The 14,194-nt window shown below is 71.7% G+C and carries 11 protein-coding genes and 1 pseudogene; 5 read left to right on the top strand and 7 right to left on the bottom strand.

Going from position 1 to position 14,194, the window contains the following annotated elements:
- Positions 1-31 precede the first annotated feature (31 nt).
- A complete protein-coding gene (locus tag ACYVIH_RS18440; protein WP_460870986.1) occupies positions 32-949 on the bottom strand; it encodes a hypothetical protein in 918 nt (305 codons plus the stop codon).
- A gap of 217 nt (positions 950-1,166) precedes the next feature.
- Between ACYVIH_RS18440 and ACYVIH_RS18435 the strand changes: the two genes are divergently transcribed.
- Complete coding sequence (locus ACYVIH_RS18435; RefSeq protein ID WP_460870985.1) at positions 1,167-2,855, top strand: SpoIID/LytB domain-containing protein; 1,689 nt, start codon at positions 1,167-1,169, stop codon at positions 2,853-2,855.
- A 144-nt stretch (positions 2,856-2,999) separates the two neighbouring features.
- Here the strand turns inward: ACYVIH_RS18435 and ACYVIH_RS18430 are convergent, their stop codons facing one another.
- The 3 genes from ACYVIH_RS18430 to ACYVIH_RS18420 form a co-directional block, all read right to left on the bottom strand.
- Positions 3,000-3,386 carry a hypothetical protein gene (locus ACYVIH_RS18430; protein WP_460870984.1) on the bottom strand — a complete coding sequence of 129 codons (387 nt, stop codon included), beginning with the start codon at positions 3,384-3,386 and terminating at the stop codon, positions 3,000-3,002.
- Between the two features lie 14 nt (positions 3,387-3,400).
- A complete protein-coding gene (locus tag ACYVIH_RS18425) occupies positions 3,401-6,820 on the bottom strand; it encodes a pyruvate carboxylase (protein ID WP_460870983.1) in 3,420 nt (1,139 codons plus the stop codon).
- Positions 6,821-6,925: 105 nt separating this feature from the next.
- Positions 6,926-8,731 carry an acetyl/propionyl/methylcrotonyl-CoA carboxylase subunit alpha gene (locus tag ACYVIH_RS18420; protein ID WP_460870981.1) on the bottom strand — a complete coding sequence of 602 codons (1,806 nt, stop codon included), beginning with the start codon at positions 8,729-8,731 and terminating at the stop codon, positions 6,926-6,928.
- Between the two features lie 109 nt (positions 8,732-8,840).
- Here ACYVIH_RS18420 and ACYVIH_RS18415 point away from each other — a divergent pair.
- Positions 8,841-9,215 (top strand): annotated as a pseudogene (locus ACYVIH_RS18415) (TspO/MBR family protein).
- Here ACYVIH_RS18415 and ACYVIH_RS18410 read toward each other — a convergent pair.
- Positions 9,187-9,630: a MerR family transcriptional regulator gene (locus ACYVIH_RS18410; protein ID WP_460870980.1), complete on the bottom strand. Its 444-nt coding sequence runs from the start codon at positions 9,628-9,630 to the stop codon at positions 9,187-9,189. The pseudogene ACYVIH_RS18415 and the gene ACYVIH_RS18410 overlap by 29 nt on opposite strands.
- Before the next feature lie 47 nt (positions 9,631-9,677).
- On the opposite strand from ACYVIH_RS18410, the gene ACYVIH_RS18405 reads away from it, so the two are divergent.
- From ACYVIH_RS18405 to ACYVIH_RS18395, 3 genes are read left to right on the top strand one after another with little or no spacing between them, the layout of a single operon-like run.
- Positions 9,678-10,865 (top strand): acyl-CoA dehydrogenase family protein, encoded by a 1,188-nt coding sequence (locus ACYVIH_RS18405; protein WP_460870979.1) that lies wholly within the window; start codon positions 9,678-9,680, stop codon positions 10,863-10,865.
- A 36-nt stretch (positions 10,866-10,901) separates the two neighbouring features.
- A complete protein-coding gene (locus tag ACYVIH_RS18400) occupies positions 10,902-11,396 on the top strand; it encodes a GtrA family protein (protein WP_460870978.1) in 495 nt (164 codons plus the stop codon).
- Between the two features lie 18 nt (positions 11,397-11,414).
- Positions 11,415-11,819 (top strand): rhodanese-like domain-containing protein, encoded by a 405-nt coding sequence (locus ACYVIH_RS18395; protein WP_460870977.1) that lies wholly within the window; start codon positions 11,415-11,417, stop codon positions 11,817-11,819.
- Positions 11,820-11,834: 15 nt separating this feature from the next.
- Here ACYVIH_RS18395 and ACYVIH_RS18390 read toward each other — a convergent pair whose 3' ends face one another.
- Positions 11,835-12,473 (bottom strand): Maf family protein, encoded by a 639-nt coding sequence (locus ACYVIH_RS18390; protein WP_460870976.1) that lies wholly within the window; start codon positions 12,471-12,473, stop codon positions 11,835-11,837.
- Complete coding sequence (locus ACYVIH_RS18385; RefSeq protein ID WP_460870975.1) at positions 12,470-14,170, bottom strand: DUF885 domain-containing protein; 1,701 nt, start codon at positions 14,168-14,170, stop codon at positions 12,470-12,472. Before ACYVIH_RS18385 ends, ACYVIH_RS18390 begins: the two co-directional genes overlap by 4 nt.
- Between the last annotated feature and the right edge of the window lie 24 nt (positions 14,171-14,194).

Here is a 14,194-nt window from a genome sequence, read left to right as displayed (position 1 = left end):
GAGACCTCGGCTCCTCGCCGGGTCCGGCGGCCTAGAACCCGCCGAAGTCCCCGCCGCCGAAGTCGCCGAAACCGCCGCCGAAGTCGCCGCCGCCCCAGCCCCCTGCGTCACCGCCGCCGCCGTAGTCGCCGCCCCAGTCGCCGCCCGCGTCACCACCGCCTGCGTCACCACCGGCATCGCCGCCGCCGTCACCGCCCCAGTCGCCGCCCGCGTCGCCGGCGGCGTCGGACGCCTCACCCGCACCGAAGTCGGTGTCGGCTCCCTCGACTGCGCCGCCGTCCCAGGTCGGTGAGAGCAGGGTCAGCAACAGGAACGTCGGAAGCAGGTTCGAGGCGGCGTAGGCGCCGAAGTACCCGCTGGCCCAGGGGGAGTAGGCCGGCCCCGCCTGCCAGTAGGGGACCCGCTGGTAGCCCGACTGCACCGTGCGGATGTCGGGCTCCGCGCCCTGCGCGACCCGGTCGGCGTCGGCGGCGCACACGGGCACCTGTCGCGGGATGCCCGCCGGCGGCGCCCACTCGATGTCGGTGGTCGACGGGCCGTGCGCGGGGTTGAAGAAGCACGGTGGACGTCGTACCGGCAGCGGCCGGCCGTCCCGGCGGGCCAGGACGCACGCGACGGCGTACCGCCCGTCCTCGAGCGCCTCGGTGACGTGCTTGATGTGGTCGGGCTCGGTGGCGGTCCTCAGCGTCTCCTTCGCCGACTCGTAGGAGTCCAGCGCGCGCTGGTAGTCCTGGCGCATCGGCTCGTCGAGCGGGGTCACCAGCATCTCGGTGTCGAGGCGCTGCAGCTCCTCGCCGAAGCGGGTGACGTCCTCGTCGGCGACGCGGCGCACCGCGGAGAGGTCGGCGGCTCGCTTCTGCTCGAGCTGGTTGTGCTGCTGCCGGCGCGAGACCACGGTGGCGATCGCGATCGCGCCGAGCACGACGAGGAGCACGAGGAACAGGTCCATGACCCGAGCCTAGCCGCGGCTCCCAGGACCGCGGTCGGAGCGAAATCCGAGGGCAGCGGAATTACGCCGGTGTAATTACGCCAGAGTATTTTATCCGCATTTCCGAGAATGTGCCCGATTGCTCCGCAGAGTGCATAATCTGGCGTTGTTTTCACACACGCCTCAGAGTTCACACCGCTCACGTGAGCTCGCCGGAGCGCAGGGGAGAGTGCGGCGAATGGGTGCAGGCAGGCGCGGTGTCGCGCTGACGCTGGCGGCGATGGTCCTCGGCATGGCCGGGGGACCGCTCTCGAGCGCCCCCGCCTCCGCCGTCTCGACCGACCAGTCCTACTGGGTACCGGTCGGCAAGAAGATCACCGTCAGCGGTCGCGGTTACGGCCACGGGCACGGCATGTCGCAGTACGGCGCCCAGGGTGCTGCGCTGAAAGGCCTTGGCTACAAGGAGATCGTGGACTTCTACTACCCCGGCACGGAGTGGGGGGCGGTCCGCGGCAAGGTGCGCGTCCTGATCAGCGCCGACACGACCGACGACGTCGTCGTCAGTCCGACGGCGGGGCTGAGCGTGCGCGACCTCGCCGGGCGGTCGGTGCACGAGCTGCCGGTGGCGGCCAAGGTCTCACGCTGGCGCCTGGTGCCCGTCGCGGGCGGCACAGCGGTGGAGTTCTTCACCAACTCCTGGCGGCGGCTGAAAGCGCCGTGGGCGCGCAATATCACCGGCGACGCGGAATTCTTCGCAAAGGGCCCGATCAAGCTGTGGACCCCCTCCGGCTCGACCACCTATCGGGGAATTCTCCGCTCTGCCTCCCCGAGCCGGTCGTCGTCGTCTCGCGACACGGTCAACATCGTCACGATGGACCAGTACGTGATGGGCGTGGTGCCACGCGAGATGCCGGCGGCCTGGCACCCGGAGGCGGTGAAGGCGCAGTCGGTCGCAGCGCGCACGTACGCCACCTGGTCGCGCGCACAGAACGCCCGTGGCCACTACCAGATCTGTGACACCACGGCCTGCCAGGTCTACGGCGGCGTCGACGGGGAGGACGCCCGCGCCAACGCGGCCGTACGGGCCACCGCCCGGCAGATCCTCACGCACGAGGGCCGCCCCGCCTTCACGCAGTTCTCCGCCAGCAGTGGCGGCTGGACCTCGGCCGGCAGCGTGCCCTACCTGCCCGCGCAGGAGGACCCGTACGACGGCTGGGAAGGCAACACCGTCCACGCCTGGCGGACGACGGTGGACGCCTCCGCCCTCGAACGTCGCCACCCCTCGATCGGCAACCTGGAGCGGGTCTGGGTGACCACCCGTGACGGCAACGGCGAGTGGCAGGGCCGGGTGACCTCGCTCGTGCTCGACGGGACGCGTGGTGCGGTGACCATAACCGGCGACGACTTCCGCTGGGCCTTCGGCCTGCGCTCCAACTGGTTCTCGATCGAGCCGACGCCGATCATGAACCGCTGGCAGCGCATCGGCGGGACGTCCTCGCGGCTCGGTGCGGTGCGCAGCGGTGAGTACGCCGTCGCCACGGGCGCTGCCCAGCGGTTCGAGGGCGGCCGCATCTTCTTCCACCCGCGGACCGGGCCGAAGGAGCTCTACGGGCGGATCCTGAAGGTCTACCAGCGCCTCGGCGCTGCGGACTCCGACCTCGGCTTCCCCCGCACCGTCGCCCGCCAGCGCGGCGCTTTGAGCTTCACCCGCTTCCAGGGAGGCGCGATCTACGTGCGACCGCGGCTGGCGCCGATCATCGTCCCCGCCGCCATCGAGCAGCGGTTCCTCGCCGAGCGCGGGTTCCGCAGCGGGCTGGGCTGGCCGGTCCGCTCCGGCGACGTGCCCGGCGGCAAGCGGGTGGACTACGCCAACGGGTCGATCGTCTGGCACCGGGCGTCCGGCAGGACCCAGGTCCTGCGGGGCTGACCACGTCGCGGCCGGATCCATGACGCGGCCGAACCGACGTGCAGTTGCGGGTGCGCAGCGTCGACCCACAGGGGTGAGCGACGCCGAGCCCGCGTCCGAGTGCACGTCCATCTGGCCCGGGTCGCCACGGGCCCGGGTCGAAGGTCAGCCGGTCGGCCGGCAGTCGACAGCGACGACCTGACGCCAGGTGAGCACGCCCTCTGCCTGGATGTGCATGGACGCGAACCGGATCGGCACCTCCAGCGGCACCTGCGTGGCCGGTCCTGGTGGGTTGGGTGACAGGCACGTCGGCCACCCGCCCTCGTGCACGCCGGCTGCGTCGATCCAGTACGGCAGGCTCTCGTCGATGGCGTAGGTCCAGCCGTCGACTTCGACGCTGACCAACGGATGTGCCGACCCGCCGACCACCTCCACCGTCGCGGCGTGCCAGTCAGCCTTCCCGGCCGCATCTGCGCCTGCGACGAAGCCCCCGATGCCGGCCGCCACGGCGACAGCACCGACGAGGAGAACGGCTGATCGGAGAGTGGTCATTGCGACAGGCCGAGTCAGTCGGCGATGACGAGGACCAGGTCGCCACCCTCGACGGGCTGAGTGCCCGAGATCGCGACCCGCTCGACCTTGCCGGCCTTCGGCGCGGTGATCGAGGCCTCCATCTTCATCGCCTCGATCGTGGCGACCGTGTCCCCGGCCTCGACCGTCGCGCCCTCCTCGACCGTCACGGTCACCGCACCCTGGAACGGCGCGGCCACGTGGCCCGGCTTCGACGGGTCGGCCTTCTCCTGCGACGGCACGTCGGCGGCCACCGAGCGGTCACGCACGTTGACCGGCCGCAGCTGGCCGTTGAGCGTGCACATCACGGTGCGGTAGCCACGCTCGTCGGGCTCGCTGACGGCCTGCACGCCGAGGAGCAGGCGCTTGCCCTCCTCGATGTCGACCTCGTACTCCGGGCCGGTCTCCATGCCGTAGAGGTACAGCCGGGTGGGGAGCACCGAGAGGTCGCTGTACTTCTCCCGGGACTCCTCGAACTCGCGGGTGGGGCCGGGGAAGAGCAGCCGGTTGAGCGTCGTACGCCGGTCCTCGGCCAGGCCCTTGCGGTCCTCCTCGCTCAGCTCGGCCACCGGAGGCTTGGTCTTGCGGCCGGACAGCGCCTTGGTGCGGAACGGCTCGGGCCAGCCGCCCGGCGGGTCGCCGAGCTCGCCGGAGAGGAAGCCGATCACCGAGTCCGGCACGTCGAACCTGCCGGGTTCCTCCGCGAACTCCTTCGGGTCCGCGCCGACGGCGACCAGGTGCAGGGCGAGGTCCCCGACCACCTTGCTCGACGGGGTGACCTTGACGATGTTGCCGAGGATGTCGTTCGCCGCGGCGTACATGTCCTCGATCTGCTCGAACTTCTCGCCGAGCCCCAGCGCGATCGCCTGCTGGCGCAGGTTGGAGAGCTGGCCGCCGGGGATCTCGTGCCGGTAGACCCGGCCGGTCGGCGACGGCAGGCCCGACTCGAACGGCGCGTAGACCCGGCGGGTGGCCTCCCAATAGGGCTCGAGGGCGTTGACCGCGGCCAGGTCGAGCCCGGTCTCGCGCTCGGAGTGGTCGGTGGTGGCGACCAGGGCCGACAGCGGCGGCTGGCTCGTGGTGCCCGCCATGGAGGCAGTGGCGGCGTCGACGGCGTCCACCCCGGCGTCGATGGCGGCCAGCAGGGTGGCGAGCTGGCCACCGGGGGTGTCGTGCGTGTGCAGGTGCACCGGCAGGTCGAACCGCTCGCGCAGCGCCGTGACCAGGGTCCGCGCAGCCGGCGCGCGCAGCAGGCCGGCCATGTCCTTGATCGCGATCACGTGGGCGCCGGCGTCGACGATCTGCTCGGCCAGGCGCAGGTAGTAGTCGAGCGTGTAGAGCCTCTCGTCGGGCGAGGAGAGGTCGCCGGTGTAGCACAACGCGACCTCGGCGACCGTCGTACCGGTCTCGCGGACGGCCTCGATCGCCGGCCGCATCTGCTCGACGTCGTTGAGCGCGTCGAAGATCCGGAACACGTCGATCCCGGTCGTCGCGGCCTCCTCGACGAACGCCCGGGTCACGTCGGTGGGGTACGGCGTGTAGCCGACCGTGTTGCGGCCGCGCAGCAGCATCTGCAGGCAGATGTTGGGCACCGCCTGGCGCAGGTCCGCCAGCCGCTCCCACGGGTCCTCGGAGAGGAAGCGCAGCGCCACGTCGTACGTCGCTCCGCCCCAGGCCTCGAGGCTCCACAGGTTGGGTGTCATCCGGGCCACGTGGCCGGCGACGTTGATCATGTCGCGGGTGCGCACCCGGGTCGCGAGCAGCGACTGGTGGGCGTCGCGGAAGGTGGTGTCGGTCACCGCGACCGTCTTCTGCTCCCGCAGCGCGCGGGCGAACCCCTCGGGGCCGAGGGAGAGCAGCTGCTGACGCGTGCCGTCGGGGGCCGGCACCGTGAGGTCGAGCTCGGGCAGCTTGCTGACCGGGTCGACGCTGACCGGGGCCTTGCCGTGCGGCTGGTTGACGGTGACGTCGGCGAGGAAGGTCAGCAGCTTCGTGCCGCGGTCGGCCGAGGACCGCGCGGTGAGCAGGTGCGGGTGGCTCTCGATGAACGAGGTGGTGACCCGGCCCGCGCGGAAGTCGGGGTCGTCGAGCACGGCCTGCAGGAAGGGGATGTTCGTCGCCACGCCGCGGATCCGGAACTCCGCCACCGCCCGGCGGGCCCGCTCCACGGCCACCTCGAACGTGCGGCCGCGGCAGGTGAGCTTGGTCAGCATCGAGTCGAAGTGCGCGCTGACCTCGGCACCGGTGTAGGTGGTGCCGCCGTCGAGACGGATCCCGGCGCCGCCGGGGGAGCGGTAGGTGGTGATCTTGCCGGTGTCGGGGCGGAACCCGTTGGCGGGGTCCTCGGTGGTGATCCGGCACTGCAGCGCGGCGCCGCGCAGCACGACGCCCTCCTGGCTCAGGCCGAGGTCCGCGAGGTTCTCACCCGCGGCGATCCGCATCTGCGAGCGGACCAGGTCGACGTCGGTGACCTCCTCGGTCACGGTGTGCTCGACCTGGATCCGGGGGTTCATCTCGATGAACACATACGGTCGGGGGGCTCCGCCCCCCGACTGCCCCCCGATGTTCTTGCCGGAGGTGTCGAGCAGGAACTCGACGGTGCCGGCGTTGCGGTAGCCGATCTCCTTGGCGAACCGCACCGCGTCGGCGCAGATCCGCTCGCGCAGCTCGGGGTCGAGGTTCGGCGCGGGCGCGATCTCCACGACCTTCTGGTGGCGGCGCTGCACCGAGCAGTCCCGCTCGAACAGGTGGATCGTGTTGCCATCGCCGTCGGCGAGGATCTGCACCTCGATGTGCCGCGGGTCCACCACGGCCTGCTCGATGAACACGGTCGGGTCCCCGAACGCGCTCTCGGCCTCGCGCATGCAGACCTCGATCGCCTCGCGCAGGTCCTCGGGGCGGTCGACCCGCCGCATGCCGCGGCCACCGCCGCCGGCGACCGCCTTGACGAAGAGCGGGTAGGGGATACCCTCGGTCGCGGCGATCAGCTCGTCGGGGTCGGTGCCGGGTGGCACCGAGGCCAGCGTCGGCACGCCGGCCTTCTTGGCGGCGGCGATCGCGCGGGCCTTGTTGCCGGTGAGGGTGAGCACGTCGGCGGTGGGGCCGATGAAGGTGATCCCGGCGTTCGCGCAGGCCTCGGCGAGGCGCGGGTTCTCCGAGAGGAAGCCGTAGCCGGGGTAGATCGCGTCGGCGCCCGCCTTGACCGCGGTGGCGACGATCACCTCGGGGTCGAGGTAGGCCCGGACCGGGTGTCCGCGCTCGCCGATCTCGTAGGCCTCGTCGGCCTTGAGACGGTGCTCGGAGTTGCGGTCCTCGTAGGGGAACACCGCCACCGTCTGGGCACCCAGCTCGTAGGCAGCGCGGAAGGCACGGATCGCGATCTCGCCACGGTTGGCAACAAGCACCTTGGAGAACATGCGCCGAACGTTACCCAGGTGCCGGCATCCGGCGGCACCTCGTCCAGGAACCGAACGGGCGCCGGCGGTCTCCGCCGGCGCCCGTGGGACGGGTCGAGCCCGTCGTCAGCCCTTGAGCTCGCAGATCACCGCGCCGCTGGTGACGGTCGCCCCGACCTCGGCGTCCAGGCCGGTGACGGTGCCGGCCTTGTGGGCCTTCAGCGGCTGCTCCATCTTCATCGCCTCGAGCACCACGACGACGTCGCCCTCGGCGACCTCCTGGCCCTCCTCGACGGCGACCTTCACGATCGTGCCCTGCATCGGCGAGGTCAGCGAGTCGCCGGAGGCGGCGGCTCCGGCCTTCTTCTTCTCACGCTTGGGCTTCTTCGCGCCGGCAGTCGCCGCGCCGGCACCGGCCGCGGCGGCGAACCCGGCAGGCAGGACCACCTCGAGGCGCCGGCCGCCGACCTCGACGGTGACGCTCTGCCGCTCCTCGGGCTCCGGGCCCTCCTCGCCGCCGGAGTAGGGCTCGATCTGGTTGTCGAAGTCGGTCTCGATCCAGGTGGTGTAGACGGCGAACTCGCCCTCGCCGGTGGGCGTCGACGCACCGACGTAGGCCGGGTCCTCGACGACGGCCCGGTGGAAGGGGATCACCGTCGGCATGCCCTCGACGACGAACTCGTCGAGCGCGCGGCGGGACCGCTCCAGGGCCTGCAGGCGGTCGCGACCGGTGACGATCAGCTTGGCGACCAACGAGTCGAACGAGCCGGGCACGGTCTCGCCCTGGTCGTAGCCGCCGTCGAGCCGGATGCCCGGGCCGGACGGGGCGTGCCAGCGGGTCAGCGTGCCGGGGGCCGGCATGAAGTTGCGGCCGCCGTCCTCGGCGTTGATCCGGAACTCGATGGAGTGACCCTGCACCTTCGGGTCGTCGTACCCGAGCTCCTCGCCGGCGGCGATCCGGAACATCTCGCGCACGAGGTCGATCCCGGTCACCTCTTCAGAGACACAGTGCTCGACCTGGAGCCGCGTGTTGACCTCCAGGAAGGAGATCGTGCCGTCGCGGGCGACGAGGAACTCGCACGTCCCGGCGCCGACGTACCCGGCCTCGCGGAGGATCGCCTTGGAGGACTCGTAGAGCCTGGCGACCTGCTCCTCGGAGAGGAACGGCGCCGGTGCCTCCTCCACCAGCTTCTGGTGGCGGCGCTGCAGCGAGCAGTCGCGCGTGGAGACCACCACCACGTTGCCGTGCTGGTCGGCCAGACACTGGGTCTCCACGTGGCGGGGGCGGTCGAGGAACTTCTCGACGAAGCACTCCCCGCGGCCGAAGGCGGTCACGGCCTCGCGCACCGCGGACTCGTACAGGTCGGCGACCTCGCCCATCTCGCGGGCGACCTTCAGGCCGCGGCCACCACCGCCGAAGGCGGCCTTGATCGCGATCGGCAGGCCGTGCTCCTCGGCGAACTTCACGACCTCGTCGGCGCTCTCGACCGGGTCCTTGGTGCCCGGTGCGAGCGGCGCGCCGACCTTCTCGGCGATGTGGCGGGCCTTGACCTTGTCGCCGAGTGCGTCGATCGCGGCCGGCGGCGGGCCGATCCAGACCAGCCCGGCGTCGATCACCGCCTGGGCGAAGTCGGCGTTCTCGGCGAGGAAGCCGTAGCCGGGGTGGACCGAGTCGGCGCCGGCCTTCTTGGCCACGTCGATGATCTTCTCGATCGAGAGGTAGGACTCCGCCGGCGTCGCGCCCCCGAGGCTGTAGGCCTCGTCGGCGAGCCGGACGAAGAGCGCATCCCGGTCGGGCTCGGCGTAGACCGCCACGCTGCCGATGCCGGCGTCCTTGCAGGCGCGGATGACCCGCACCGCGATCTCGCCACGGTTGGCGATCAGGACTCGGCGCAGGGGCTTGATCTCGTTGCTCTCGGGGCTGCCGGACACACGGGCTCCTGGGTCTCTCGGTCGTCAGGTAGTAGCGGAGTCTAGGGCCTTCCAGGCTCCCTGCGGTCGGGCGCCCATGTGACGGTCACCATGGTGCGGGCTGGCTACGGTGGGGCGATGTCACCCACTCCGGTCCGGCCGACCGCACGACCCTTCCCGGCTCTGGCCGTCTACGCCGCGGCGGTGGTCGTGGTCTCCTCGGCGCCTCTCCCGACGCCGGGGGGAGGGAGCCGACGAGGCCGCGCCACTGCTGCGGCTGTGGTGGGTGCAGCTGGCGGTGAACTTCCTGTGGACGCCGGTGTTCTTCGCCGCGGGGTGGCTGTGGGCCGGTCTCGCCGTGGTCGTGCTGCTCGACGCGCTGGTGGCGGTGCTGGTCGTCCGCGCGTGACGGGTCGACCGGGTCGCGAGCGGGCTGCTGGCGCCGTATCTCCTCTGGATCCTGTTCGCGACCGCGCTCAACGCCGCGATTGCCGCGTTGAACTAGGAGCCGCGTCCGCCCGGCCGTCACCGCCCAGGCGCCGCAGGTCCTCGCGGCAGCGGCGTTCGACCTCGTCGAGCTCGGCGAGGGTCTCCTCGATGTCGCGCCGGCGCTGCTCGAGGTCGCGGCGACGCCCGGCGATCTGGTCGAGGAGGTACTCCAGCTGACCCGCCTCGCCGGGCTGCTCGTCGTACATGTTGACGATGGTGGCGATCTCGTCGAGGGAGAACCCGAGCCGCCGCCCGCGCAGGATCAGGGCGAGCCGGATCCGGTCCCGGTTGCGGAACACCCGGACGGTGCCGCGACGCTCGGGGGAGAGCAGGCCGCGGTCCTCGTAGTGGCGGATCGCGCGGAGGGTCACGGCGTACTCCGCCGCCAGGTCCGCGATCGTCCAGGTCGGCTCTTGCGTCACAGGGTCCACGTCCCTAGAGTGCCTTACGCTTACGTAAGCGTAAAGGAGTAGGTGCCATGTCGTTCGAGCTCTCCCGCGAGCACGAGGAGTTCCGCCGCAGCGTCCGTGACTTCGCGGAGGCCGAGATCGCGCCGCACGCCGCGAGGTGGGACCGCGAGCACCACTTCCCGACCGACGTGGTGCACAAGATGGGCGACCTCGGGCTGATGGGGCTGACTGCCCCGGAGGAGTTCGGCGGCGCCGGCGAGCACGGCGACTTCACGAGCCTGTGCGTGGCGATCGAGGAGATCGGCCGGGTCGACCAGTCGATGGGCATCACCCTCGAGGCGGCCGTGGGCCTGGGTATCAACCCGATCCTCACCTTCGGCACCGAGGAGCAGAAGCAGACCTGGCTGCCCGACCTGGTCGCCGGCCGCACGCTGGCCGGTTTCGGCCTCACCGAGCCGGCCGCCGGCTCCGATGCCGGCGCGACCCAGACCAGGGCCGAGCTCGACGGCGGCGAATGGGTGATCAACGGCTCGAAGCAGTTCATCACCAACTCCGGGTCGTCGATCACCTCGCTGGTGACCGTCACCGCACGCACCGGCGTCTCGACGAACCCGGCGACCGGCCAGGAGCGCGCCGAGATCAGCACGATCATCGTGCCGTCCGGCACGCCCGGCTTCACCGCCGAGAAGGCCTACGACAAGCTCGGCTGGCACGCCTCGGACACCCACCCGCTCACCTTCGAGGACGTCCGGGTGCCCGAGTCCCACCTGCTCGGCGAGCGCGGCCGTGGCTTCGCGCAGTTCCTGGCCACTCTCGACGACGGCCGGGTCGCGATCGCTGCACTGGCGGTCGGTGCGATCCAGGCCTGCCTGGACCTGTCGGTGGAGTACGCCGGGGAGCGGACCAGCTTCGGCCGGCCGATCGGTGCCAAGCAGGGCGTGGCCTTCCAGGTCGCCGACCTGCAGGTGATGCTGGAGGCGTCGCGGATGCTGACCTACAAGGCGGCGGCGATGAAGGACGCGGGCCGGCCGATGTCGGAGTTCAAGCACGCCGCGGCGGTCGCCAAGCTCTACGCCACCGAGTCGGCGGTCTCGGCCACCCGGATCGCCACCCAGATCTTCGGCGGCTACGGCTTCATGGAGGAGTACCCCGTGGCCCGGCTCTACCGCGACGCCAAGGTGCTCGAGATCGGTGAGGGCACCTCCGAGGTCCAGCGCATGCTCATCGCCCGAGGGCTCGGACTGCCTGTCGAGTGACAAATTTCGGGTGACACCCGCCTTAGGGTGTTGCCCATGGGTCGTCGCCTCCAGCGCATCGCCGCCGAGGCCGCCAAGTTCCTGGCGGTCGGCGGCGTCGCATCGTTGGTGGCGCTGGTGCTGTTCAACCTGCTCGTGCACGGGTTCTGGGGTTACCAGCCCGGACCGATGAACGGCCGGCCGCTGACCGCCTTCGTCGTGGCGAACCTCGTCGGCATGGTGGTCAGCTACCGCGGCACCCGGTCCTGGGCCTTCCGGCACCGGCAGGTCGTGGGGGCCGCCGGAGGGAGGCTGTCGTTCCTGGGCATCAACCTGGTGACGATGCTGATCCCGCTGCTCTGCCTGGCGGTGAGCCGCTACCTGCTGCACCTGGACAGCGCCCTGGCCGACAACCTCTCGGCGAACGTGATCGGGCTCGGCCTCGGGGCCGCCGCCCGCTTCTGGGCGTTCCGTGAGTTCGTCTTCCTGCACCCGCACGAGGCCGCCGCACGCGGCGGTGTCGTGGCGCGCGCCAAGCGCAGCTTGTCGTAGTCGTATACCCTGGGGGGTATGCGCAAGCCTGTTTCCGCCGCACTCGCCGGCGCCGCCGCCGTCCTGCTCCTGACGACCTCTGCCTGCTCCTCCGGCTCCGACGCCGTCGAGAAGGTCGACGCCACCGAGGCCGTCGACCTGATCGAGGCGGGCGAGCACACGGTGATCGACGTGCGTACGCCGGGGGAGTACGCCGCCGCCCACGTCGACGGGGCCGAGAACATCGACGTCACCGCACCGACCTTCGAGGACATCGTCGCCGAGCTCGACAAGGACGAGGAGTACGTCGTCTACTGCCAGAGCGGCAACCGCTCCGCGCAGGCGGCCGACAAGATGGCCGACCTCGGGTTCACCGAGATCGTCGACGCCGGCGGCATCGGTGAGCTGCAGGGCGCCGGCGCCCCGCTCGTCTCCGGCAACTGACGCAGGGGCGGGCCGCTACCCGGCGCCGGAGTCGGCAGCGGGTGCCGGGAACTGCTGCCACAGGTCGGTCCAGCGCACCCCGAGCTCGGCGAACATCTCCCGCAGCAGCGGGAGGCCGATCCCGACCACGGTGTGCGGGTCGCCCTCGATGCCCCGGACGAACGCGCCGCCCAGGCCGTCGAGCGTGAACGCGCCGGCGACCTTCAGCGGCTCACCCGTCCCCACGTAGGCGGCCAGCTCCGCGTCGGTCGGCTCGGCGAAGTGCACCAGCGTGTCCGCGGAGCGGGCCACCTCGCCCGACGTCGCGGTGTCGACCAGGCAGTGACCGGTGTGCAGCACCCCCGACCGGCCGCGCATCCTCTGCCACCGGGAGAGTGCCTCGGCCGCGTCGGCCGGCTTGCCGTGCACGTCGCCGTCGATCTCGAGGACCGAGTCGCAGCCGATCACCCAGGCCTGCTCCCCGGCGGCGGCCAGCGGACCGGCCACCGCTCGCGCCTTCAGCCGAGCCAGCTCGAGGGCCAGCCGCGCCGGGTCGCTGTGGTCGACGCTCGACTCGTCGACGCCGGAGACCACCACCTCCGGACCGACACCGGCGCTGCGCAGGGTGGCCAGCCGCGCCGGGGACGCGGAGGCCAGCACCAGCCGCCGGCTCATCCCAGCCTGGCCAGCGCGGCGCGCAGCGGGTCGAGGCCGATCGAGCCGAGGTCGAGTGCGGCGCGGTGGAAGGCCTTGAGGTCGAAGCCCTCGCCCTGGCGCGCCTTCGCGTCCTCGCGTGCCTGCAGCCAGATCCGCTCGCCCACCTTGTACGACGGCGCCTGACCCGGCCAGCCGAGGTAGCGGTTCACCTCGAACACGATCACCGGGTCCTCCATCCGGCAGTGCTGCCGCATGAACTCCAGGCCCAGCTCGGGGGTCCACCGCTCACCGGGGTGGAACCCGAACGGGTTGTCGGCCGGGATCTCCAGCTCCAGGTGCATCCCGATGTCCACGACCACCCGTGCGGCTCGCATCGCCTGCGCGTCGAGCATGCCCATCCGGTCACCCGGGTCGTCGAGGTAGCCCAGCTCGTCCATCAGCCGCTCGGCGTACAACGCCCAGCCCTCGCCGTGCCCGGAGACCCAGCACATCAGGCGCTGCCAGCGGTTCAGCACCTCGGTGCGGTAGACGGTCTGCCCGATCTGCAGGTGGTGTCCCGGCACTCCCTCGTGGAAGACCGTGGTCACCTCACGCCAGGTCGAGAAGCTGTCGATGCCCTCCGGCACCGCCCACCACATCCGGCCCGGGCGGCTGAAGTCCTCGCTCGGGCCGGTGTAGTAGATGCCGCCGTCGTTGGTGGGCGCCAGGCAGCACTCGATCCGGCGCACCGGGGTCGGGATGTCGAAGTGCGTGTCCGCGAGGTCGGCGACGGTGCGGTCGGCCAGCCCCTGCATCCACTGTCGGAACGCCTCCTTGCCCTCGATGGTGCGGGCCGGGTCGGCGTCGAGCACGGTGATCGCGTCGTCGAGGGTGCCGCCCGGGGCGATCTGCTCGGCCACCCGCGCCATCTCGGTCTCGATGCGGTGCAGCTCGGCCCAGCCCCAGGCGTAGGTCTCGTCGAGGTCGATCGTCGCGCCGAGGAAGTGGCGGGAGTGCAGCGCGTAGAGCTCCCGGCCGACGGCCTCGTTGGTCCGGCCGAGCGGGGCGAGCTCGTCGTCGAGGAACCGGCCGAAGGCGGTCACGGCCTCGGTGGCGGTGCGGGCGTGCTCGTCGAGCTGCGCGCGCAGTGCGTCGCCGGCTCCGTTGCCCTGGGCCTGTGCCACCAGCCGGCCGAGGACGCCGCCGTCGTCGCCACCGGTCCAGGACCGGACCTGGGCGGCGACCTCGCGGATCTGCCGCTGCGCCGCGACGTTGCCGCGGCGGGCCTCGGTGAGCAGGGTGGTGCGGTAGCCGTCGAGCGCCTCGGGCACCGCGGCAAGGCGCGCGTCGATGTTCGCCCACGCCTCCTCGCCGTCGGTCGGCATCAGGTCGAAGACCATCCGGAGCTCGTGCAGGCCGCTGACGAGCACCGAGAGCTGCGAGGCGACCGCCCCGGCGTCGTACAGCTCCACCTCGAGGCCGAGCCGCTCGAGGAAGGCGTCCTTGGCCACCTGCTCGCGCTCGTCGGTCGGCGTCGCGGCGCGGGCGGCCTCGAGTGCGCGCACGGTGAGCTGGTGGCGGGCGGCGAACCCCTCCGGGGAGAGGTCGGTGAGCCGGTCGTCGTGGCCGGCGACACCCATCCCGGTCGCGGCGACCGGGTCGAGGGCGCAGTAGTCCTCGAGGTACTGCTCGGCGATGGCGTCGACGGGACGGATGGCTGCGTTCGAGTCGGTCACGGTCAGCACCCTAGACGCAGCACC

The sequence above is a fragment of the Nocardioides pakistanensis genome (assembly GCF_054781215.1).
The sequence above is the reverse complement of the archived record's forward strand: the minus strand, read 5'-3'. Positions and strand labels throughout refer to the sequence as shown.